The sequence below is a fragment of the Bradyrhizobium sp. 195 genome (genome assembly GCF_023101665.1).
Taxonomy (GTDB): domain Bacteria; phylum Pseudomonadota; class Alphaproteobacteria; order Rhizobiales; family Xanthobacteraceae; genus Bradyrhizobium.
Map to the genome: position 1 here is coordinate 5,687,184 of NZ_CP082161.1, position 19,995 is coordinate 5,707,178.

At 64.6% G+C, this 19,995-nt stretch carries 22 protein-coding genes, 1 pseudogene and 1 riboswitch; of the genes and pseudogenes, 11 read left to right on the top strand and 12 right to left on the bottom strand.

The window, feature by feature from the left end; all coding sequences use genetic code 11:
- Positions 1-98 precede the first annotated feature (98 nt).
- A pseudogene (locus tag IVB26_RS26685) lies at positions 99-680 on the bottom strand (ion transporter); the annotation flags it as partial.
- Positions 677-3,355: an alanine--tRNA ligase gene (alaS, locus tag IVB26_RS26690; protein ID WP_247968113.1), complete on the bottom strand. Its 2,679-nt coding sequence runs from the start codon at positions 3,353-3,355 to the stop codon at positions 677-679. The pseudogene IVB26_RS26685 and the gene alaS, both read right to left, overlap by 4 nt.
- Positions 3,356-3,601: 246 nt before the next feature.
- Positions 3,602-3,692, top strand: a riboswitch (glycine riboswitch).
- Positions 3,693-3,838: 146 nt separating this feature from the next.
- Here alaS and gcvT point away from each other — a divergent pair.
- From gcvT to IVB26_RS26710, 4 genes are all read left to right on the top strand, one after another.
- Positions 3,839-4,984, top strand: coding sequence for a glycine cleavage system aminomethyltransferase GcvT (gene gcvT / locus IVB26_RS26695; RefSeq protein ID WP_247968114.1), 1,146 nt, complete (start codon positions 3,839-3,841; stop codon positions 4,982-4,984).
- A gap of 9 nt (positions 4,985-4,993) precedes the next feature.
- Positions 4,994-5,362, top strand: a complete 369-nt coding sequence (gene gcvH / locus IVB26_RS26700; protein WP_247968115.1) for a glycine cleavage system protein GcvH — start codon at positions 4,994-4,996, stop codon at positions 5,360-5,362.
- A gap of 159 nt (positions 5,363-5,521) precedes the next feature.
- Positions 5,522-8,386: an aminomethyl-transferring glycine dehydrogenase gene (gcvP, locus tag IVB26_RS26705; RefSeq protein WP_247973279.1), complete on the top strand. Its 2,865-nt coding sequence runs from the start codon at positions 5,522-5,524 to the stop codon at positions 8,384-8,386.
- 312 nt (positions 8,387-8,698) lie between these two features.
- Complete coding sequence (locus IVB26_RS26710) at positions 8,699-9,646, top strand: IS110 family RNA-guided transposase (RefSeq protein ID WP_247968116.1); 948 nt, start codon at positions 8,699-8,701, stop codon at positions 9,644-9,646.
- Positions 9,647-9,673: 27 nt separating this feature from the next.
- On the opposite strand, the gene IVB26_RS26715 is transcribed toward IVB26_RS26710, so the two are convergent.
- The 3 genes from IVB26_RS26715 to recA form a co-directional block, all read right to left on the bottom strand.
- On the bottom strand, positions 9,674-10,297 hold the full coding sequence (locus tag IVB26_RS26715; RefSeq protein WP_247968117.1) for a hypothetical protein: 624 nt from the start codon (positions 10,295-10,297) through the stop codon (positions 9,674-9,676).
- A 56-nt stretch (positions 10,298-10,353) separates the two neighbouring features.
- Positions 10,354-11,352 carry a hypothetical protein gene (locus tag IVB26_RS26720; protein WP_247968118.1) on the bottom strand — a complete coding sequence of 333 codons (999 nt, stop codon included), beginning with the start codon at positions 11,350-11,352 and terminating at the stop codon, positions 10,354-10,356.
- Between the two features lie 104 nt (positions 11,353-11,456).
- On the bottom strand, positions 11,457-12,545 hold the full coding sequence (gene recA / locus IVB26_RS26725) for a recombinase RecA (protein ID WP_091965478.1): 1,089 nt from the start codon (positions 12,543-12,545) through the stop codon (positions 11,457-11,459).
- A 275-nt stretch (positions 12,546-12,820) separates the two neighbouring features.
- Between recA and IVB26_RS26730 the strand changes: the two genes are divergently transcribed.
- Both IVB26_RS26730 and IVB26_RS26735 read left to right on the top strand, forming a co-directional pair.
- Positions 12,821-13,021 carry a hypothetical protein gene (locus tag IVB26_RS26730; protein ID WP_247968119.1) on the top strand — a complete coding sequence of 67 codons (201 nt, stop codon included), beginning with the start codon at positions 12,821-12,823 and terminating at the stop codon, positions 13,019-13,021.
- Between the two features lie 155 nt (positions 13,022-13,176).
- Entirely contained in the window at positions 13,177-13,344 is a 168-nt protein-coding gene (locus tag IVB26_RS26735; protein ID WP_247326800.1) for a hypothetical protein, read from the top strand.
- Positions 13,345-14,032: 688 nt separating this feature from the next.
- Here IVB26_RS26735 and IVB26_RS26740 read toward each other — a convergent pair.
- Positions 14,033-14,290 (bottom strand): DUF2798 domain-containing protein, encoded by a 258-nt coding sequence (locus IVB26_RS26740; protein ID WP_247968120.1) that lies wholly within the window; start codon positions 14,288-14,290, stop codon positions 14,033-14,035.
- 327 nt (positions 14,291-14,617) lie between these two features.
- Between IVB26_RS26740 and IVB26_RS26745 the strand changes: the two genes are divergently transcribed.
- Both IVB26_RS26745 and IVB26_RS26750 read left to right on the top strand, forming a co-directional pair.
- Entirely contained in the window at positions 14,618-14,818 is a 201-nt protein-coding gene (locus IVB26_RS26745) for a hypothetical protein (RefSeq protein WP_247326795.1), read from the top strand.
- Positions 14,819-14,934: 116 nt separating this feature from the next.
- On the top strand, positions 14,935-15,168 hold the full coding sequence (locus tag IVB26_RS26750) for a DUF6894 family protein (protein ID WP_247968121.1): 234 nt from the start codon (positions 14,935-14,937) through the stop codon (positions 15,166-15,168).
- Positions 15,169-15,192: 24 nt separating this feature from the next.
- Here the strand turns inward: IVB26_RS26750 and IVB26_RS26755 are convergent, their stop codons facing one another.
- The gene (locus IVB26_RS26755) at positions 15,193-15,447 is read right to left on the bottom strand and encodes a hypothetical protein (RefSeq protein WP_246925227.1); all 255 of its coding nucleotides are present in this window, start codon (positions 15,445-15,447) and stop codon (positions 15,193-15,195) included.
- A 107-nt stretch (positions 15,448-15,554) separates the two neighbouring features.
- Positions 15,555-15,848 (bottom strand): hypothetical protein, encoded by a 294-nt coding sequence (locus IVB26_RS26760; RefSeq protein WP_247968122.1) that lies wholly within the window; start codon positions 15,846-15,848, stop codon positions 15,555-15,557.
- Positions 15,849-16,221: 373 nt separating this feature from the next.
- Between IVB26_RS26760 and IVB26_RS26765 the strand changes: the two genes are divergently transcribed.
- A complete protein-coding gene (locus IVB26_RS26765; RefSeq protein WP_247968123.1) occupies positions 16,222-16,686 on the top strand; it encodes a PaaI family thioesterase in 465 nt (154 codons plus the stop codon).
- Positions 16,687-16,808: 122 nt separating this feature from the next.
- On the opposite strand, the gene IVB26_RS26770 is transcribed toward IVB26_RS26765, so the two are convergent.
- A complete protein-coding gene (locus IVB26_RS26770) occupies positions 16,809-17,102 on the bottom strand; it encodes an HdeA family protein (RefSeq protein ID WP_162307619.1) in 294 nt (97 codons plus the stop codon).
- A 406-nt stretch (positions 17,103-17,508) separates the two neighbouring features.
- A complete protein-coding gene (locus tag IVB26_RS26775) occupies positions 17,509-17,733 on the bottom strand; it encodes a hypothetical protein (protein ID WP_246925216.1) in 225 nt (74 codons plus the stop codon).
- Positions 17,734-17,886: 153 nt separating this feature from the next.
- Here IVB26_RS26775 and IVB26_RS26780 point away from each other — a divergent pair, with 153 nt between their 5' ends.
- Both IVB26_RS26780 and IVB26_RS26785 read left to right on the top strand, forming a co-directional pair.
- Entirely contained in the window at positions 17,887-18,291 is a 405-nt protein-coding gene (locus IVB26_RS26780; protein WP_247968124.1) for a hypothetical protein, read from the top strand.
- Between the two features lie 108 nt (positions 18,292-18,399).
- The gene (locus IVB26_RS26785) at positions 18,400-18,732 is read left to right on the top strand and encodes a hypothetical protein (protein WP_247968125.1); all 333 of its coding nucleotides are present in this window, start codon (positions 18,400-18,402) and stop codon (positions 18,730-18,732) included.
- Between the two features lie 165 nt (positions 18,733-18,897).
- Here the strand turns inward: IVB26_RS26785 and IVB26_RS26790 are convergent, their stop codons facing one another.
- Positions 18,898-19,365, bottom strand: a complete 468-nt coding sequence (locus IVB26_RS26790) for a DUF6691 family protein (RefSeq protein WP_247968126.1) — start codon at positions 19,363-19,365, stop codon at positions 18,898-18,900.
- Between the two features lie 5 nt (positions 19,366-19,370).
- Positions 19,371-19,799 (bottom strand): YeeE/YedE family protein, encoded by a 429-nt coding sequence (locus IVB26_RS26795; RefSeq protein WP_247968127.1) that lies wholly within the window; start codon positions 19,797-19,799, stop codon positions 19,371-19,373.
- Positions 19,800-19,995 lie beyond the last annotated feature (196 nt).

Below are 19,995 nucleotides of genomic sequence, written 5' to 3' on the forward strand. Positions count from 1 at the left end.
CCTTCCCTCTCCGCCTGCACCAGTTCCGCCAGCGCGAGGTCGCCAGTATCGGCCAGCCGTGCCTTGGCGGTGGTGTGGACGTGGTCGGCCAGCGTCGGCACGTCGCGCTCGATGGCGTAGAGCAGCGAGGCGAATGTCAGCACCGCGCCGATCAGGATGACGACGCAGCCGATCAGCGCCCGCCGCTCGGCATGCACGGCCGCGAGCAGCGAGCGCATCGCCGGCGAATACCGTATCAGCTTGAAGAACGGGAGAACGCCGAGCGCGGCGAGCGTCGCGTGCCGTCCCGTCGCCAAAACAATCGCGGCGGGCAGGAACGCCATCAGATCGATGATACCGAGCGCAGAGAAGGCATAGGAGAGCCGGTCAGCGAGCGCCGAGCGCTGGCGCGGCGTGTGGCCCGCAACCGTCCAGAGCCGCGCCGCGTATTCCAGCGCGAACACCAGCACGGACAGGATGGTGATGCCTGCGAACAGCGCGCCGAACTGCGCATCGAGCTCCGGCACCGAGGCAAGGATCATCGCGGTCACGTTGAGCACGATGACGCCGATGATGAGCTGAATGAAGCGCGATCCAGCTGATTAAGCCAAAGGATTGTGCTCCAGCACGTCGTAGAGGCGATCCCTCACATTGGGATCGCGAAGCCCACGCCCGCGCGGAACGCGGGCGCACGGGCTCACGCGCCCGCCATCGCTTTTTCGATCGCGCTCAGCGCCTCGGTTGCCTTGGCGCCGTCGGGGCCGCCGGCCTGCGCCATGTCGGGACGGCCGCCGCCGCCCTTGCCGCCGAGCGCCTCGGAGGCGACGCGCACCAGGTTCACGGCATTGAAGCGCGCGGTGAGGTCGGCGGTAACGCCGACCACGACACCGGCCTTGCCGTCCTCGGTGACGCCGACGATGGCAACGACGCCGGATCCGATCTGCTTCTTGCCGTCGTCGGCGAGGCTCTTGAGATCCTTCATCTCGATGCCTTCGACCGCGCGCGCCATCAGCTTGACGTCCCCGATTTCGCGCACGCCCGCGGCTGCGCCGTTGCTCGAAGATGCCCCGCCGCCCATCGCCAGCTTCTTGCGGGCGTCGGAGAGCTCGCGCTCGAGCTTCTTGCGCTCCTCCATCAGCGCGGCGATGCGCGCCGGCACGTCGTCGAGCGAGGTGCGCAGCTCGTTCGCCGCGGTCTTCGCCAGCGCCATGGTCTCGTTGGCGTGCCTGCGCGCATAATTGCCGGTCAGCGCCTCGATGCGGCGCACGCCGGAGGCCACCGCGCTCTCGCCAGTCAGCGTGATCAGGCCGATATCGCCGGTGCGCCGCACATGGGTGCCGCCGCAGAGCTCGACCGACCAGCCGAGTGTGTTGGCGCCGCGCTCGCGCGCGGTCCGGCCCATCGAGACGACGCGGACCTCGTCGCCGTATTTCTCGCCGAACAGCGCGCGCGCGCCGGCCTCGCGGGCCTCGTCCACGCCCATCACGCGCGTGGTGACCTCGTCATTCTCCAGCACCACGTCGTTGGCGATGTCCTCGACGCGGGCAAGCTCCTCCGCCGAGATCGGCTTGGGATGCACGAAGTCGAAGCGCAGCCGGTCCGGCGCGACCATCGAGCCGCGCTGGGCGATGTGGTCGCCGAGAACCTGGCGCAGCGCCTCGTGGATGAGATGCGTCGCCGAGTGATGCGCGCGGATCGAGGAGCGCCTGGAATGATCGACCTCGAGCTGCAGCGCGGTGCCGAGCTTCAGCTCGCCGCTCTCGACCGTGCCGACGTGAACGAAGAAATCGCCGAGCTTCTTCTGCGTGTCGGTAACGCGGAACTTGATGCCGCCCTCCCCTAGGAGCACGCCGGTATCGCCGACCTGGCCGCCGGACTCTGCATAGAACGGCGTCTGGTTCAGCACGATCGCGCCCGTCTCGCCGGCCTTGAGGCTGGCGACTTCAGCGCCATCCTTGACCAGCGCGGACACCACGCCCTCGGCGCTCTCGGTCTCGTAGCCCAGGAATTCGCTGGCACCGAGCTTCTCGCGCAGCGGGAACCAGATCGCCTCGGATGCCGCCTCGCCAGAGCCCTTCCAGGACTCGCGCGCCTTCGCTTTCTGCCGCTCCATCGCATCGGAGAAGGAAGCCTGGTCGACGCTGATGCCGCGCGATTTCAGCGCGTCCTGCGTCAGGTCGAGCGGGAAGCCGTAGGTGTCGTACAGCGTGAAGGCGACGTCGCCGTCGAACATGTCGCCCTTCTTCAGGGACGCGCTCTTTTCGTCGAGGATGGCGAGGCCACGCGACAGCGTCTTGCGGAAGCGGGTCTCTTCCAGCCGCAGCGTTTCCTCGATCAGATTCTCCGCGCGCATCAGGTCGGGATAGGCCTGGCCCATCTCGCGCACCAGCGCCCAGACCAGCCGATGCATCAGCGGTTCCTTGGCCCCTAGCAGCTGCGCATGGCGCATGGCGCGGCGCATGATCCGCCGCAGCACGTAGCCGCGGCCCTCGTTCGAGGGCAGCACACCATCCGCGACCAGGAAGGCCGAGGAGCGAAGATGGTCGGCGATGACGCGGAACGAGGCGACGGTCTGCTCGTTTGGCCCGCTGCCGAGCGCCGAGGCTGTCGCATCGATCAGCTGGCGGAACAAATCGGTTTCGAACACGCTGTCGACGCCCTGCATGATGCAGGCCATGCGCTCGAGCCCCATGCCGGTGTCGATCGAGGGCCGCGGCAGATCCACGCGCTCCTCCTTCGTCACCTGCTCGTATTGCATGAACACGAGATTCCAGAATTCGAGGAAGCGGTCGCCGTCCTCTTCCGGCGAGCCCGGAGGCCCACCCCAGATGTGCTCGCCGCGATCGATGAAGATCTCCGAGCACGGGCCGCACGGGCCGGTGTCGCCCATCGCCCAGAAATTGTCCGAGGTCGGGATGCGGATGATGCGGTCGTCGGAGAAGCCGGCGATCTTCTTCCACAGGCCGGCCGCCTCGTCGTCGGTGTGGTAGACGGTGACGAGCAGCTTGTCCTTCTTGAGCCCGAACTCCTTGGTGATCAGCGTCCAGGCGAGCTCGATCGCGCGCTCCTTGAAATAGTCGCCGAAGGAGAAGTTGCCGAGCATCTCGAAGAAGGTGAGATGGCGCGCGGTGTAGCCGACATTGTCGAGATCGTTGTGCTTGCCGCCGGCGCGCACGCATTTCTGCGACGTGGTGGCGCGCTGGTAGGGCCGCTTCTCGACGCCGGTGAAGACGTTCTTGAACTGCACCATGCCGGCATTGGTGAACATCAACGTCGGGTCGTTGCGCGGCACCAATGGCGAGGAGGACACGATCTCGTGGCCGTTCTCGGCAAAGAAGTTCAGAAAGGTCGACCTGATCTCGTTGACGCCGCTCATGTTCATCCAATCGGGTGTGCTTGGACCCGCTTCTCGCCATCCAAACCGTAACGTTAAGGCTGATATCTGCGGGCCAAAGCGCTTTTAGACAAGGCCAGCTTCGCTGTCCAGAAACTGTGCAAGGAGATGTGCAAGCAGATCAGAGGGTTGCCGCAGCCGCGCAATCCCCTTTGCAATCCCGTTGATAGGACAAGCGGACGCGTTGACAGGCTTGGCTAGCCTGTGGTCTGTACCCATCTGTATCGTACGGCCACGTCGGGAGAGACCGGCTTTAGGCAGCCGGCGCCGAAGGAGCAACCGCCCCGGAAACTCTCAGGCAAAAGGACCGCGTGGCTTTGACAGCATCTGGAAAGAGGCGCCGACGGGTCTAGACCCGGATGGCACCCGCCGACGGGATAATACTCTCAGGCACAGCGACAGATGGGGCTTCGACTGGTGTCCATCGGGGAATCGTCCCCGGGGAACCGCCGAGGGCCCCTTGAGATGCTAGCGCACGACCAAGACTCCCTGAAACGTACGCCCCTTCACGGGCTTCATGTGTCCCTGGGCGGCAAGATGGTGCCGTTCGCGGGCTATGACATGCCCGTGCAATACCCTGCGGGCGTGCTGAAGGAGCACCTCCATACCCGAGCCTCCGCCGGCCTGTTCGATGTCTCCCATATGGGGCAGCTCGCGCTCCGGCCGAAGTCCGGGAGGGTCGAGGACGCCGCCCGCACGCTGGAACGGCTTGTGCCGCAGGATATCGTGGCGATTGCCGAGGGGCGGCAGCGCTATGCCCAGTTCACCAATGCGGATGGCGGCATTCTCGACGATTTGATGGTCGCCAATTTCGGCGACCATCTGTTCCTGGTCGTGAACGCCGCCTGCAAGGCCGAAGACGAGGCGCATTTGCGCGCGAATCTCTCGGACGATTGCGTCATCGAGTCCCTTGCCGACCGCGCGCTGATCGCGCTGCAGGGGCCGAAGGCGGAAGCCGTGCTGGCGAAATTATGTGCAGAGGCGCCCGCCATGAAGTTCATGGATTCCGGGCCGCGCCAGGTTGCCGGCATCGCCTGCTTCGTCTCGCGCTCGGGTTACACCGGCGAGGACGGCTTTGAGATTTCGGTCCCCGCTGCGGACGCCGAGCGCCTCGCAAAGATGCTGCTCGAAAACCCCGACGTGCTGCCGATCGGGCTCGGCGCCCGCGACAGCCTGCGGCTGGAAGCCGGGCTCTGCCTCTATGGCCACGACATCGACACCGCCACCACGCCGGTCGAGGCCGCGCTGGAATGGTCGGTGCAGAAGAGCCGCCGCAGCGGCGGCGCGCGCGCCGGCGGCTTTCCCGGCGCGGAAAAAATCCTCGCCCATTTCGATAACGGTGCGTCTCGCCGCCGCGTCGGCCTCCGCGCCGAAGGCCGCGCGCCGGTGCGCGAGGGCGCGCTGCTGTTTGCCGACGCCACCGCGGGCGAGCCGATCGGACAAGTCACATCGGGCGGCTTCGGCCCGAGCCTGAACGCGCCGGTTGCCATGGGCTACGTGCCTGTAAGCCTCGCCGCACTCGGCACCAAACTGTTCGCCGAGGTGCGCGGCCAGCGGCTGCCGCTGCAGGTCGCCGCCATGCCCTTCGTCAAAAACACCTACAAACGCTGAGGATTCGAAATGACCACGACGCTGTACACCTCCGACCATGAGTGGCTGGCCATCGAGGGCGACGTTGCCACCGTCGGCATCACCGACTACGCCCAGCAGCAGCTCGGCGACGTCGTGTTCGTCGAACTGCCCAAGGTCGGCCGCACGCTGAAGAAGGCGGAAGCCGCAGCGGTCGTGGAATCGGTGAAGGCCGCTTCCGACGTCTACGCGCCTGTGACGGGCGAAGTGCTCGAATCCAACGCCGAGCTCGCCAGCGAGCCGGCGCTGGTGAACTCGGACGCACAAGGCAAGGCCTGGTTCTTCAAGATCAAGATTGCCGACAAGAGCGAGCTCGGCGGCCTCATGGATGAAGCCGCCTACAAGGCACATACGGCGTGAGATGAAGCGAACGGCCGCCCCGTATTCGGTGTCATCACCCGCGCAGGCGGGTGATCCAGTACGCCGCGGCTTCTCGGCTCGGCACTAACGCCTGCGACTACTGGATGCCCCGCCTTCGCGGGGCATGACGGCGACAGCGAAATCTAGCGAGGACCCATGATGACCGCGCACCGCAAATCCAACGGCGACACCGCCGCCTTCGTTCGCCGCCACATCGGCCCGTCGGCGCGCGACGTCACCGCAATGCTCGAAACGGTCAGCGCAAAAAGCGTCGATGCCTTGATGGCGGAGACGCTGCCGGCCTCGATCCGGCAGGCCGCCCCGCTCGACCTCGGCAAGCCGCTCAGCGAGACCGAGGCGATCGCGCATATGAGCGAGCTTGCGCGTCAGAACCAGGTCTTCACCTCACTGATCGGCCAGGGCTATTCCGGCACCATCCTGCCCGCGGTGATCCAGCGCAACATCCTCGAAAATCCGGCCTGGTACACCGCCTACACGCCCTATCAGCCCGAGATCAGCCAGGGCCGGCTGGAGGCGCTGCTCAACTTCCAGACCATGATCTGCGATCTCACCGGGCTCGACGTCGCCAACGCCTCGCTGCTCGATGAGGCCACCGCCGCCGCCGAAGCCATGGCGCTGGCGGAGCGGCACTCGCAGGTGAAAGCGCAGGCCTTCTTCGTCGACAAGGACGTGCATCCGCAGACGTTGGCCGTGATGCGCACCCGCGCCGAGCCGCTCGGCTGGACCCTGATCGTCGGCGATCCCCTCACCGATCTCGACAAGGCCGACGTACTCGGTGCGCTGCTGCAATATCCGGGCTCTTCGGGCGCGGTGCGCGACCTCCGGCCCGCGATATCAGCGCTGAAGGCCAAGGGTGCGCTCGCGATCATGGCCGCGGATTTGCTCGCACTGACGCTGCTCGCCTCGCCCGGCGAGTTAGGTGCCGACATCGCGATCGGTTCGGCGCAGCGCTTTGGCGTGCCGATGGGTTATGGCGGGCCGCACGCGGCCTATATGGCGGTGCGCGATGCGCTGAAGCGCTCGCTGCCGGGCCGCATCGTCGGCCTCTCCGTGGACTCGCGCGGGATGCCGGCCTATCGCCTCGCGCTGCAGACCCGCGAGCAGCACATCCGCCGCGAGAAGGCGACCTCCAACATCTGCACCGCGCAGGTGCTGCTCGCCGTGATCGCCTCGATGTATGCGGTCTATCACGGCCCCGAGGGCCTCTCGCAGATTGCGCGCAACGTGCATCGGCGCACCGCCGTGCTCGCGGCTGGCCTGCGCAAGCTCGGCTTTGTACCGCAGTCCGACAGTTTCTTCGACACGCTCAGCGTCGATGCCGGCGCCAAGCGCGCCGAGATCGTCGCGCGCGCAGCAGCCGAGAAGATCAATCTCGGGATCAGCGAGACCAGCTTGCGCATCGCCCTCGACGAGACCACGACGCCCGCGACGGTGGAGGCGGTCTGGCGCGCCTTTGGCGGCAAGCTCGCCTATGCCGAGATCGACGCCGAGACCCGCGAGGCGCTGCCGGACGGCTTGAAGCGCGCGACCTCCTTCCTCACCCATCCGGTGTTCCACGCGCATCGCTCGGAGACCGAGATGCTGCGCTACATGCGCAAGCTCAGCGATCGCGACCTCGCGCTGGACCGCGCGATGATCCCACTGGGATCCTGCACCATGAAGCTGAACGCGACCACCGAGATGATGCCGCTGACCTGGCCGGAGTTCGGCTCGCTGCATCCGTTCGTGCCGCGCGAGCAGGCCAAGGGCTACCACGCGCTGTTCACGCGGCTGGAAAAATGGCTGTGCGACATCACCGGCTATGACGCGATCTCGCTGCAGCCGAACTCGGGCGCGCAGGGCGAATATGCCGGGCTTTTGGCTATCCGCGGCTACCATGCCGCGCGCGGAGAGACGCACCGCAAGATCTGCCTGATCCCCTCCTCCGCCCACGGCACCAACCCGGCCTCGGCCGCGATGGTCGGCATGGACGTGGTGGTGGTCGCCTGCGAGAAGAACGGCGACGTCGACGTCAATGATCTTCGCGCCAAGGCCGAGAAGCACTCGAACGATCTCGCCGCGGTCATGATCACCTACCCCTCGACCCACGGCGTGTTCGAGGAGCACATCCGCGAGATCTGCGACATCGTGCACGGCCATGGCGGCCAGGTGTATCTCGACGGCGCCAACCTCAATGCGCAGGTCGGCCTGAGCCGGCCCGGCGATTACGGCGCCGATGTCAGCCACCTCAACCTGCACAAGACCTTCTGCATCCCGCATGGCGGCGGCGGCCCCGGCATGGGTCCGATCGGCGTGAAGGCCCATCTCGCCCCGTTCCTGCCTGGACATCCCGCGACGAAGGCGGATGCCCCGGTCGGCCCGGTCTCCGCTGCGCCATTCGGCTCGGCCTCGATCCTCACCATCTCCTACATCTACATCCTGATGATGGGCGGCGACGGCTTGAAGCGGGCGACCGAGATCGCGATCCTCAACGCCAATTACATCGCAGCGCGCCTCGATCCGCACTTCCCGGTGCTCTACAAGAACGCCAAGGGTCGCGTCGCGCACGAATGCATCGTCGATCCGCGTCCGCTGAAGACGACCTCAGGCGTCACCGTCGACGACATCGCAAAACGCCTGATCGATTACGGCTTCCATGCGCCGACCATGAGCTTCCCGGTGCCGGGCACGCTGATGATCGAGCCGACCGAGTCGGAATCGAAGGCCGAACTGGACCGCTTCTGCGACGCCATGATTGCGATCCGGAAAGAAATCGCCGAGGTCGAGGCCGGCCGCTTCAAGATAGAGGCCTCGCCGCTTCGCCATGCCCCGCACACCGTGCACGACATCGCGGACGACGATTGGAAGCGCGCCTACACCCGCGCCGAAGGCTGCTTCCCCGCGGGAAGCTCGCGCACCGACAAATACTGGAGCCCGGTGGGACGCGTCGACAACGTTTACGGCGACCGCAACCTGGTCTGCTCCTGCCCGCCGGTGAGCGACTACGCAGAGGCCGCGGAGTAAGACGCGACAAAGGTCTCGTAGGGTGGGCAAAGCGCAAGCGTGCCCACCACCTGTTAATGCGGTGAAAGATCGTGGGCACGGCGCTTACGCGCCTTTGCCCACCCTTGTAATAGCGCGATCGTTTATTCTCGACCCGTTCCATGAGGAATGGCCTGCCGCGGTTTGCACCCCGCGACAGGCCGCTGGCGATCGGATCGAGCCCACCCAGAGCAGTTTGTGGCTGCCCCGTAGCGTGATCGCGTCAGCACCTTCATCGGACCCGGATGGTTGCCGGAACAACTTGGTTCGCTTCACAAGGCAGGGTCGACGAAGATGACACAGACTAACATAACGACGGCCGGGATCGATACGTCCAAGGCTAAACTGGACATCGCGGTTCATGGTCGAACCGAACGCTGGCAGGTCGCCAATGCTTTACCGGGTTGGCGCGCTCTGGCAGCAAACCTGGCCAAGGCCGGCGTCACGCGGATCGGGATCGAGGCCACTGGCGGCTATGAACGTGGCGTGGTGGAGCATTTGCGATCGGCCGGTTTTACCGTGCTGTTGCTGCAGCCGCTTCAGGTCAAGGCCTTCGCCAAGGTCCATTTGCGCCGGGCCAAGAACGATGCGCTCGACGCCGTATTGATCGCCGCCTGTGCTGCGGCGCTCGATCCCCCTGAGATCGCGCCGGATCCGCGATTGACGGAATTGGCCGACTATCTGACCTTCCTTGAGCAGATCGAGGAAGATATCCGGCGCTTCAAGACGCGTCTCGAGCACATCGACGAGCCTGCGTTGCGACGCATCGTCAACAGCGACATCGCCCGGTTGAAGGCACGCAAGGCCGCGCAGATTCGTGACATTGCCAAGCGCCTTCGTGCCCACGACGCCCTAGCCATGCGGCTCAAGCTGGTGCTGAGCATTCCCGGCATCGGCGAGCGGACGGCGCTGGCGATCGTCATCCGCATGCCCGAACTCGGACGCGTCAGCCGGGAGCAAGCCGCAGCCCTGGCCGGGCTGGCTCCCTTCGATTCCGACAGCGGACAGCACAGAGGACAGCGCAAGATCGCCGGAGGCCGCAGCCGCCTACGGCGCTCCCTGTTCGCCGCGGCCCTTCCAGCTGCCTTCCGCTGGAACAAGGCCTTGATCGCGCTCTATGCACGCCTCATGGCAAGGGGCAAAGTCCACAACGCAGCACTAATCGCCTGCGCCAGGAAACTCCTGATCTACGCCAATACTGTCGTACAACGCGGCACGCCCTGGACCGAAAAAGTCGCCTAGCCTTTAATGGTTGCTACGCTCCTTAGCTCAAGGCGCAATCAACAACCGGCTTTCGCGGTCCCACCGCCACAGCCGTTCGTTGGTGAGTTCGGTCCCGCCCCACCAGCGCTTGATCGGGTTGTGACGCCACATGTCGTCTTCGCGCGCGAAAACTGAACGCCCGAGTTCAGTCAGCGTGACCTTCCACTCGCTTCTGCCGAAATAACGATCGTCATTGTCGAACGCCGGATCGCCCAACAAGACCGGCGGCGCCGAATGTGCCCCAAGTTCGAGCAAGGCATCGTGCGCGTCGTTTTCGTCGAACACATCGCGCATCCACCGCGCCTCGGTGACACGCCTTTGCACGAGTTGATCGTTCGGCCGAGGATCGGACCACACTTCGATCGAGTCGAACTTTTCGCAGAGCTGAAGGAAACCAATGTCCGGCGAGCCGAAGTCCATCAGCCAATTTCGTTCCACGCCGTCGAGCCAATGATCGCCCCTTCTGGAGTGCTTCGCGGAACGTGGCTCCAGCCCCATCGCGAGCTCCTCTTCGGATGGCAATGGGCCCCGGACGTATCGAAGGGAAAAGCTGAGGGCGATGTTCGCCAGGTTAGAGCGGTCGAGCACCGCGGCTGCTCCACCGTTCGTCGCCAGGATCAGATGTGACATGATCGACTTTCAAAATTGATACGCAATACGGGAGTATACTGAGCAACACGCAGGCCTTAGTCAGGCGCGATCAACAACCGGCTCTCGCGATCCCAGCGCCAGAGCTGTTCGTTGGTGAGGAGCGTACCACCCCACCAACGCCGGATCGGATTGTGACGGCGGAAATCCTCCCGGCCCTCCAGAACCGCTTTGCCGAATTCGGTCAGCGACGGCCGGCTCCGGCGATAAGCGGCGTTGCGACCGCGCGCATCGTGCGGGGCCAGAGTGGCGAGCTTCGGGTCGAGACCGGTGATCGCCGGCATCGGGCCGGACCCAAGCCCTTCGAGCAACGGACCAAGCTCCCACTGGTCGAACACGCGCGTCTCGAGCAGTCCGCCCGGCTGAAACAGCTCCTTCGTGCGGTTGTGGCCCCTCGCAATCAGGTCGAGAAGCCCCGATTCCGTCGCGCCCAGCCCATTGATGGTTGACGGCAGTTCTGCCAGCAAGTGCTCCATCGCCGGCGTCAGGAAAGGCAGCCTGGGCAGTTCGCGGCCCAGCAATCCGAAACAGAGCTCCGGTGTAGGTGCCCGGTAAGCTTCCCAGGCCATGCGGCCGGCCTCGAAGTCAGGCTCTGCTACGTCGAACGCCCGCACGGCACGGTCGCGCAGCCTCGCACCGCCCGATTCGAGCAGATCGAAATCGACGAGGCTCAATTTCAGGCGCTCGCCCATGTAGGATTGAGAGCGCAGGTAATCGAGACTCCAGACCAGCTGCAATTGATCGTTCGGACGGGGATCAAACCACAGCTCGATGAGATCGAAGCCGTAGGCCTTGCAGAACCAATCCAGCGGGAGCTGCTTGTGCGCGAGGCCGGTCTCGGGAGACCGCGGAACAAGATCGGACCACTGCGCCTCTGGATCGTCTCTGTAAGAGCGACCGGTAAAGTATCTTTCGAGGTGGTGCGACGTCGGCAGCGGTCCCCAGACGAAGCGAAAGATCAGGGGCACGACCATGTCGGCGCGACCGATATAGGTGAGACCGACTCCGGACGAACTGGTCAGGATCAGACGCTTCATCTCACCACCTGATCAACGCAACGCAAAACGAAACGGGCACTGACGACGTCGGCAACTCAACGTCTTCAGCGCCCGCTCCTCGCGAAAAACTTTCGCGTTAAGGCTTACTCTTCCGCCGGCTCCTCGCCGTCGGCGTCGCTCTCGGGCGTGCCGGCCAGGATCTGCTCGGAGATCAGGCCGGAGTTCTGGCGGATCGAGGTCTCGATCTTGGCGGTGATGTCGGGGTTGGCCTTCAAAAACGCTTTCGAGTTCTCGCGGCCCTGGCCGAGGCGCTGGCTGTCATAGGAGAACCAGGCGCCGGACTTTTCGACGATGCCGGCCTTGACGCCGAGATCGAGGATCTCGCCCATCTTGGACACGCCCTCGCCGTACATGATGTCGAACTCGACCTGCTTGAAGGGCGGCGCCAGCTTGTTCTTCACCACCTTGACGCGTGTGGTGTTGCCGACCACCTCGTCGCGCTCCTTGATCGCGCCGATGCGGCGGATGTCGAGGCGGACGGAGGCGTAAAATTTCAGCGCGTTGCCGCCGGTGGTGGTCTCGGGCGAGCCGTACATCACACCGATCTTCATGCGGATCTGGTTGATGAAGATCACCATGGTGTTGGACTTGTTGATCGAGGCCGTCAGCTTCCGCAGCGCCTGGCTCATCAACCGCGCTTGAAGTCCCGGCAGCGCATCGCCCATCTCGCCTTCAAGCTCGGCCTTCGGCACCAGCGCCGCAACCGAATCGATCACCATCACGTCGACCGCGCCCGATCGCACCAGCGTGTCGCAGATTTCCAGCGCCTGCTCGCCGGTGTCCGGCTGCGAGATCAGGAGCTCGTCGATGTTGACCCCGAGCTTCCTCGCATAGACCGGGTCGAGCGCGTGCTCGGCGTCGATGAAAGCGCAGATACCACCCTTCTTCTGTGCTTCCGCCACCGTATGCAGCGCCAGCGTGGTCTTGCCCGAGGATTCCGGCCCGTAGATCTCGACGATACGTCCCTTGGGCAGGCCGCCGATGCCGAGCGCGATATCGAGCCCGAGCGAACCGGAGGACACTGCCTCGATGTCCATGGAGCGGTCGTTCTTGCCGAGCTTCATCACCGAGCCCTTGCCGAATTGGCGCTCGATCTGAGAGAGCGCGGCGGCCAGAGCTTTACTCTTGTCCATGGAAGATCCTTCGACGATACGCAGGGCAGTGGCGGACATTGGGTCGTGCTCCTTATGGCGAGGATTCGCGTGAGGGACAAACGGTTGCGAGGCGGCTCGGCGATAAAAGCAATGTACCCCATTTGTTCTAGGTTCGCAATATGTTCTTTTGCGGTTTTGGGCATTCCACCCATGGGCGCGTTATGCGCACAACTGAACAGACGCCGTTCCGATTCTGGATCCTAATCTCATCATCACCGCACGGACCGTGGCTGCTATCGGTGACGAGAACGCCGACTGCGCTCCCGCCCTCCTCACACGGACAGGGGCGTGCCATGTTCAAGCGACGACGTTTCAAACAACAACTGACCCTTCAAGACCGGCTCTCCGCATGGGTGAAGCAGGTCAAGGCGGACGCCTCCAGGCTTCCACCCGGTCCTGAAAGGGACGCCCTGCTCAAGAAGGCCCGCCAGGCCGAGCTGGCCAATCATCTGCACGACTGGGTCAAATCCCCCGGCCTGCAACCGCCGAAATAGCAGAGCAGCCGCGACGTCCTTGCCCGACTAAAACTGACGTCCGTCAAAGACGCGGCCGCGCGTCGCCGTCATAATTCCGCAATCGTACGGCACCGAACCTTTTCGCGGTCTGGGGCCTTCTTCAGGATGAGACCGCAACTCTGGGGACCTCAGTCATGACCGAAGACAAACACCGCGAAACGATCAGGCGCAATCCGCTGCTCGAGGCGGCGCATGAGGAGATGATCAAGTTCGAGCGCAAGGAAAACGAGTTTCGCAAGAGGGATCGCGAAGAGCGCGCCAGCGAGCTCCATCTTCCCCTGAACGACATCAAGATCCACTGAAGCTCGCCGGGGCCGCTTCGAAACTGGTGACGCCGCGCCGGCGGTCCGGCTTGCGGGGCCCTCTCGCCAACCGCGCAGAGCTGGCCGCTAGCGATCGCCTTGTCCCCCCAAGGGGGCCGCATCGCACGCCAAGATGACGCGGAAGGCCCGCAGGTCATGCGCAACGGTATCTAAACACTACCTTCAAGCCACTGAGAGAACAACAGAATTTCCATGCGGCCTACTGTGCATGGGGTTGTTTTCCAGTTTTGCGAAGGGCGCCACGCCCGTGCCCTCGATCATCGCAGGGCACGGGCGCCACGCCCGTGCGCCTGTCCTACAGCAGCGCCAGCAGCACGAGGCCGATCACCAGCACCACGAAGCCAGCCGCTGTCGCGGCGGCGAATGACCGCTCTACGTTATCCATGATGCCACCCCGTTGCCGGCGTGCCACGTTTCCCCCATGGCGGCGCCGAACGGTTTGGAATCTTGCCGACGGGTGTGTCCGCAGTTGTGCGAACGGATGTCGAAATTGGGACGGGTGCGGGGCCAGTCTGCGGCCTCAGCATCGCGCCCGGAAATCTGTCTGCCGCCTGTCAGGCTGCCGTAAGCGGAGCCCGCTAGGGTGATGCGGCTATGGTGTTGCAGCCCAGCACCTCAGCCTCCAATAACTTTCTGCCCCGCTTGGCTCTCCCCAGGCGGGGTTTTTTTAAGCCTGGCTGCCGGCGCGCGGTTCCCGCTCCTCCTGCGTCAGGCGCAGCGCGAAGGCGCGGATCGCGGGCGCCGCCAACAGCAAGATCGGCAGCATCGCGGCCCAGGCGATCAGCCACGACACCATCCAGTGCCCAACGAAGATCATCGCACTGTCCGCGGGAAGGCTGGCGATCCCTGCCGCGATCAGCGAGGTCAATCCGGACTGGATGATTCCGAAGACGAAGTGACTGTAGCGGCGGGGAATGCCGAGCATGACGGGCCCATGTTGCTTGCCGTTACACGCCAAGCAAAGCACATGCCGCAGCATGGAATCGGTCCCTGGCGGGCCCACGGGCCGGTCTCGGTACGTGAACGCACCGGGACGTAAGCTCAGGAACTCTGTTCATGGTCGGAGAACCACGGGGATCCGACAGTCTCGCTGACGGACCGGAGTCTTAAACACGGCTTCACTTGTTTCGGGGCGCGCGCTTTCGAGAGATCCTTGAACTATCCGGGGCTTACCGACAGATTTAGCTTGTCTCGGGAATATTGAGACGACCAGCATGTTTGCAATCTTGGACGTGAATCGTGGGAGGTCGCCATGAATCACAGGGGCATCGAGTTCACCGTCGCCAAGACGGCGATTCCCGGAATCTGGCAATGGCAGTTCCGGATCGGCGAGCAGATCAAGTCCGGCAGGACCGAGACGAAAATCGATCTGCTCGCGATCCGGCGCGTGCAGCTGCGCATCGATCGGGAGCTGAAGCGATCGGCCGAAAGGCCGCCAGAACCCGCCGGATGAAATCCGCGGCATCATCCGTAGCCGCCCGGAATTGATCTGACGCTGGTTTGGGATTGGAGTGCGCGCGCCCATGGCCCTGGGGACGAGGCCATCACGCGCGCTATTCGGTGCCAGCCATGCCGCTCTATTTCTTTCGAATCCGGAATGGCCGCTATTCCGGCTGCGCCGATCAGGCGACGGAATTTGCCGATCGCGATTCGGCCTGGAAAGAAATGACCAGTGTCTGCGCCGACATGACCGCCGGCCTTGCGCGCAAGCTCCAGGAAAATTCCGAATGGCACATGGAGCTGCTGGACGAGGCCAAGGAGCCCGTGTTCCGGATCCGCATCGTTGCCGAGACCCTCGACTAGCAAGGTCTGCGGATCAGGCCCGTTTCAGTCCGCGCTGGGCAGCCGCCGCATGGTGAATTCGATGTCGCCGCCGGGCAGTTCGCGCCAGGTCTCGACCGCGCTCATATAGCCGGCCTTGGGGTAGCGGGCGAAGAAGGCCTGCGCCCGTTCCCGCGCCGCCGCACGCGGCAGCGTGAAGGTCTCGCGCAGATAGCCGTCGCCGACCGTTTGGCCGGGCTTGCCGGCCGGCTTGCGCCGGCGCGCCATCCGCTCGGCAAGATCCCGCGGGCGATCGGCCATGCCCTGCTCTCCTCTACGCAATACGCTCGACCAAATGTAGGGAGCGGATCGGATCAAGAGGAGTCCCAATCGGAGGCGTCGTTGCAGCCCCCGATCGGGCCATGCGATCAATTGGCGGCCGTGCCGGACTTCTTCTTCGGCGCGCTGGTTGCGGCCGAGGCCTTCGGCGCCGCGGTCTGCTTCGGCGGATCGGAGCGCATGCCGCCCCAGGGATCGTTGGACGCCTTGGTGTCCGGAATCTTCTTCAGCGTCTCCTTATAGGCCTTGTCACGCTCGGCTTCAGCGGCCCTCTCCTCCGGGGTCTTGCTCGGGGCGTCCTGCAGCAAATTGAGCTGGGGCATTTGCGCGTAGGCAGGTCCCGCCACCACGGCCAGCACCGCGGCCAAACGGAAAAGCTTCATCGTCTACTCCTTGATCATCCATGAGGCACGGATCGCCCGCGTCTCGTCATCCTTGTCGTCGCCGGTCGCGGCCGCCGGGGCCGTTCGGGCCCGTTAGAGCCGATCCGATCGGCACGATTTGGGCGCATGCAGCCAATCGTCCCAGATCGGACCGCACTTGGTGCAGCCGCTCAGCGCCAGGCCGAGCGCGACCATAGAGAAGACGAGGACACACCGACGCAACATCATCCACCCCTACCCAAGCGAGCCATCATATCGGCCCAAGTCAGGCATTTTCAAGCCGACGGGACCGGTGCGAGACCGGGTGACTTTGCCGCGCCGATGCGCGCACAATGGGACGAAACATCAGTCAATACAGGAGAGCGCGACAGCAATGCAAATGCAGCCAGACGCCGAATTCGGCCTCCCCGACGCCAGACGCATCCTCGGCGAGGTTTTTGCGCCCTGGGTCCAGGATCTCAACCTCGCGGTCGAGCGCATCGAGCACGCGCAGCCGGCGGATGTGGCGGACTGGCAGCCGGGCGCGCTCCTGCGCATGCCGTTTTCGGAGCGGCTGTGCCGGAACGGCGGCGTGGTCTGCGGCCAGGCCCTGATGGCGCTCGCCGACACCGCGATGGTGATCGCGATCCTCGCTGCCAATCGCGGCTATCGCCCCATGACCACGGTCGACCAGACCACGCATTTCATGCGCGCGGTCTCCTCAATGGACGTGCTGGCGGACGCGCGCGTGGTGCGGCTCGGGCGTACCATGAGCTTTGGCCGCGTCACGCTGCTCTCGGCTGCCGACAACAAGCCGGTGGCGATGGTGTCGAGCGCGTTCGCTATGCTGCCGGGCTGAGCATCAGCTCAAAAGACGAGAGCCGCGCGAGCGCAAAGCGCACCGCGGCTCTCCATCGCGTTTGCATCGAAGCGAGAGGCCGAAGCGCGATTGCAGTTGCGCTTCGGCCCGCACGATTCAAATCACTTGCCGAGCACTTCGTCGGCCGCGGTGACGATGCTGGCGGTCGGATTCTTTCCGCAATAGGCACCGAATTTCTTGGCGTTCTCGATGAACACGTCGGTGTCGATGATCGCGTTGTCCTCGTCGCCCTTGTACCAGCCGTCCATCCAGGTCAGCACGACCTGGATATTGTCTTCGCCGCTCTCGAGGAACTGCTTGCAGCTCATGGTCGAGAGGTCCCACTTGACGGCGTGGGCGGGCATCGACGACAGCGAGAACGCGGCGGCGAGCAGAAGCGAAAGCGTGGTCTTCATCGGAATCTCCATCGGCGCGTAACGCCATAAAAGAAGGGCTTGTGAGTAAAGTCGGCGGGAAGTGACTGGCCGCTCCAGCGTCGCAATCGAAGTCTGAAGCGCTGTGCAAGTAGCGCCAGTATTGAGGAGTGACAAGCGCGTCGGCCTCGCCTTCGTGCAATAATGCGCACGATGTGAACGAGCGTTCGCATCGCAGCCACAGCAAGGTTATGATTGCGTGACGCCGCGACGGCGCTGCCCTGCAAGCGCGGCGATCGCGGGCACCTCTTCGTCGATCCCGTGAGTGAAGCCGCCTCAGAAGCAACGATCGGCGGACGGCTGATTGATCACGGCCCTCGGATGGTAGTTCTGCGCGCCCGTGCGGGGATCGCGCGCAACCCCCGTTGAAGCGCCAGAGGCCGGCTGCCTATTTCGGCTTCTTGGCGGGTTCGCTGGGGCGGGCTCCGCCCCAGGGGTCGTACTTGTCCTTGGGTTCGGGAATGCGCTCGAGCGCGGCCTTGTAGGCCTTCTCGTCGACCTTGGGCTTGTTGTCCGCCGGCTTGGCGGGGTCAGTGGCAGGCCGCCGGCTCTGCGCCTGCGCCGATGCGGCCGTCAGCGCCAGCACGGCGGCCGCTATGACCAAAATCCTCATTGGTGCAATCCCCTTCGTCTGGGGTACAAACTTAGCGTGCAATTCCGGAATATGAAATGCCGCGAGTTCCGGCACTTCAGCAAATCTTGATCGCCGGGGACTTCGTCGGATCGCATTGCTACCTATCTGTTGGGCCGCGGGGGACCTTCACGGATGTTGCGGACTATTGCTCAAGCGGCGCTGCTCGCCGGCGCGCTCGCGCTCGGTGCCTGCGGCTTTGCCGACAGCCGCGCCCCGGTGCCGGAGTTCATGCGCATGAAGGAGGCCGAGCAGTCGCCGCCCGAAGCGCCTCCCGACGTCAAGCGCTTGGTCCGCGAGCAGATCGATGTCGTCTTCCTGACCACCTCCTATCCGCGCGAGGTGCACGTCGCCCCGCCCCATCGTGAGGTGCGCGGACCGGGTTGGACCTCCTGCGTGCGCGCGCAGCTCACCTCCGCGACCGGCACTTCGCTCGGTGCCCAGACCTACATCGTAACGATAACAGGCGGAAAGGTTGTCGACCGCCGTCGTGCGGAAGCCGACGACATCTGCGGGACCGAAACTTACGAGCCGATCTAGGAACCGCCCAAAAGACGGGCAGTTCCGGGAAAAACCAGCACCGCGGCGGGGAACGATCACCGCCTCCCCTTCTTGTTACCGCCGAGGGCAGTTTCTGAGGAGGACAGGATGAAGACATTCACGATTGCGCTGTTGGCGGGCGTCGGTGCTTTGGCAGCCGCTTCGAGCGCGAAGGCGTCCGATATTTACACGAGCAGCGAGTACACCAATCCGGATCTGGTCCAGCAGGTACGGCTTGTCTGCGACGACGCCGGCCGCTGCTATCGCACGCGCGGCGGTTCGCGCGTGGTCGTACGCGATTCCTATAATTCCATGCCGCGCGAGCGTTATTACGAGCGTCGGTCGTATCATCGCGACTGGGATGACGGCCCGCGCGCCGGCGTCGGCATTCGCGCGCCTGGCGTCAGCGTCGGCGTGGGTGTCGGCGACGACCGCTGGTAATGACCGCGAGGTAAGGCAAAGGCAAAGGGATCGGACGACGATCGTCGTCCGGTCCTTTTCGGCGTCATCGGGAATGTCGCTCCGCAGCTTGCTGCATGTTGGCGGAGATCTGCCTGACGATTTCGGGATAGTTCATGTCCATGACTTCCACTCTCTGCAGGGACGTCAGGTTTCGAGCGGATCGGCCGGCGCGACGAAGCGCATCAGTGACGGCCGGTGGGCGACAAAGCGCGCGAGCACCATGCCGGCACACATCGCCGCGACGAAGATGAAGGCGGAAGAAGACCCGAACCCGAGCGCGGTCAACGCCGGCCCCGGACAGAAGCCCGCCAATCCCCAGCCGATCCCGAAGATCGCCGGACCTGCGACGATTCTGGAATCGATGTCTCTTCGCGTGGGGAGATAGAATCGTTCGGCGAAGAACGGATGCGCCCGCCTCAGGACGCGGCCAAAGCCGATGAAGGTCACGGCCACCGCACCGGCCAGCACGAAGGCAAGGCTCGCATCCCATGTCCCGGTCGGAATGCCGCCGATGTCGAGGAAGTTCAGAACCTTCGCCGGGTCGGACATGCCGGAGACGATGAGACCGAGACCAAAGATCAGGCCGATCACGAATTGAATGAGGATGGCCATCGGCGTCAGCTCCAGTGCCGCATCACGAAGACGGTCGCCATACCGGCTGCCATGAAGACGGCGGTCGCAACCAATGAGCGCGGCGAGAGCCGCGACAGGCCGCAGACGCCATGGCCGGAGGTGCAGCCGCTGCCCCACACCGAGCCAAAGCCGGTGAGCAAGCCGCCGACGATCAGGATCACCGTTCCCGCTTCGATCGTCTGCGGCGGCAGGCTTCCCATGGTGAGCCGCACCAGCACGGGTGCGGCGACAAGACCGGCGACGAAGGCCAGCCGACCGGCGAATTCGCCGTCCTCGTAGGGCGGAAACAGCCGTGCCGCGATGCCGCTGACGCCGGCGACTCGTCCCTTCGCCCACATCAGCAGGACTGCGGACAAGCCGATCAGCGCGCCGCCCATCAGCGAAGCCATTGGTGTGAAAGACGTCGCAACCATTCGACCCTCCGGACCGAGCGCGCCCCTCGCACTCTACACCCTCGTGACGTGCGCGACGATGGACGTCAACGTGCGGCACGAGCAAAAGAGGCGCGAGGTCAGGCTGTCGGTGCAGGCAAGCGCCCGCGCCGGGCGATCAATAACGTCCGCATTCTCTCGCGCATCCAGGAGCCTGCCGCCGCATGCTCAACGCGAC

What these genes read in the sequence shown, in the direction of transcription:
- IVB26_RS26760 (WP_247968122.1), bottom strand. Translation starts at nt 15,848, where the DNA reads ATGAAGCTTTTCCGTTTGGCCGCGGTGCTGGCCGTGGTGGCGGGACCT.
- IVB26_RS26755 (WP_246925227.1), bottom strand. Translation starts at nt 15,447, where the DNA reads ATGGCCGATCGCCCGCGGGATCTTGCCGAGCGGATGGCGCGCCGGCGC.
- IVB26_RS26710 (WP_247968116.1), top strand. Translation starts at nt 8,699, where the DNA reads ATGACACAGACTAACATAACGACGGCCGGGATCGATACGTCCAAGGCT.
- IVB26_RS26780 (WP_247968124.1), top strand. Translation starts at nt 17,887, where the DNA reads ATGTTGCGGACTATTGCTCAAGCGGCGCTGCTCGCCGGCGCGCTCGCG.
- gcvT (WP_247968114.1), top strand. Translation starts at nt 3,839, where the DNA reads ATGCTAGCGCACGACCAAGACTCCCTGAAACGTACGCCCCTTCACGGG.
- IVB26_RS26795 (WP_247968127.1), bottom strand. Translation starts at nt 19,799, where the DNA reads ATGGTTGCGACGTCTTTCACACCAATGGCTTCGCTGATGGGCGGCGCG.
- recA (WP_091965478.1), bottom strand. Translation starts at nt 12,545, where the DNA reads ATGTCCGCCACTGCCCTGCGTATCGTCGAAGGATCTTCCATGGACAAG.
- alaS (WP_247968113.1), bottom strand. Translation starts at nt 3,355, where the DNA reads ATGAGCGGCGTCAACGAGATCAGGTCGACCTTTCTGAACTTCTTTGCC.
- IVB26_RS26740 (WP_247968120.1), bottom strand. Translation starts at nt 14,290, where the DNA reads ATGCTCGGCATTCCCCGCCGCTACAGTCACTTCGTCTTCGGAATCATC.
- IVB26_RS26750 (WP_247968121.1), top strand. Translation starts at nt 14,935, where the DNA reads ATGCCGCTCTATTTCTTTCGAATCCGGAATGGCCGCTATTCCGGCTGC.
- IVB26_RS26790 (WP_247968126.1), bottom strand. Translation starts at nt 19,365, where the DNA reads ATGGCCATCCTCATTCAATTCGTGATCGGCCTGATCTTTGGTCTCGGT.
- IVB26_RS26745 (WP_247326795.1), top strand. Translation starts at nt 14,618, where the DNA reads ATGAATCACAGGGGCATCGAGTTCACCGTCGCCAAGACGGCGATTCCC.
- IVB26_RS26770 (WP_162307619.1), bottom strand. Translation starts at nt 17,102, where the DNA reads ATGAAGACCACGCTTTCGCTTCTGCTCGCCGCCGCGTTCTCGCTGTCG.
- IVB26_RS26715 (WP_247968117.1), bottom strand. Translation starts at nt 10,297, where the DNA reads ATGTCACATCTGATCCTGGCGACGAACGGTGGAGCAGCCGCGGTGCTC.
- IVB26_RS26775 (WP_246925216.1), bottom strand. Translation starts at nt 17,733, where the DNA reads ATGAGGATTTTGGTCATAGCGGCCGCCGTGCTGGCGCTGACGGCCGCA.
- IVB26_RS26735 (WP_247326800.1), top strand. Translation starts at nt 13,177, where the DNA reads ATGACCGAAGACAAACACCGCGAAACGATCAGGCGCAATCCGCTGCTC.
- gcvH (WP_247968115.1), top strand. Translation starts at nt 4,994, where the DNA reads ATGACCACGACGCTGTACACCTCCGACCATGAGTGGCTGGCCATCGAG.
- gcvP (WP_247973279.1), top strand. Translation starts at nt 5,522, where the DNA reads ATGACCGCGCACCGCAAATCCAACGGCGACACCGCCGCCTTCGTTCGC.
- IVB26_RS26765 (WP_247968123.1), top strand. Translation starts at nt 16,222, where the DNA reads ATGCAAATGCAGCCAGACGCCGAATTCGGCCTCCCCGACGCCAGACGC.
- IVB26_RS26720 (WP_247968118.1), bottom strand. Translation starts at nt 11,352, where the DNA reads ATGAAGCGTCTGATCCTGACCAGTTCGTCCGGAGTCGGTCTCACCTAT.
- IVB26_RS26730 (WP_247968119.1), top strand. Translation starts at nt 12,821, where the DNA reads ATGTTCAAGCGACGACGTTTCAAACAACAACTGACCCTTCAAGACCGG.
- IVB26_RS26785 (WP_247968125.1), top strand. Translation starts at nt 18,400, where the DNA reads ATGAAGACATTCACGATTGCGCTGTTGGCGGGCGTCGGTGCTTTGGCA.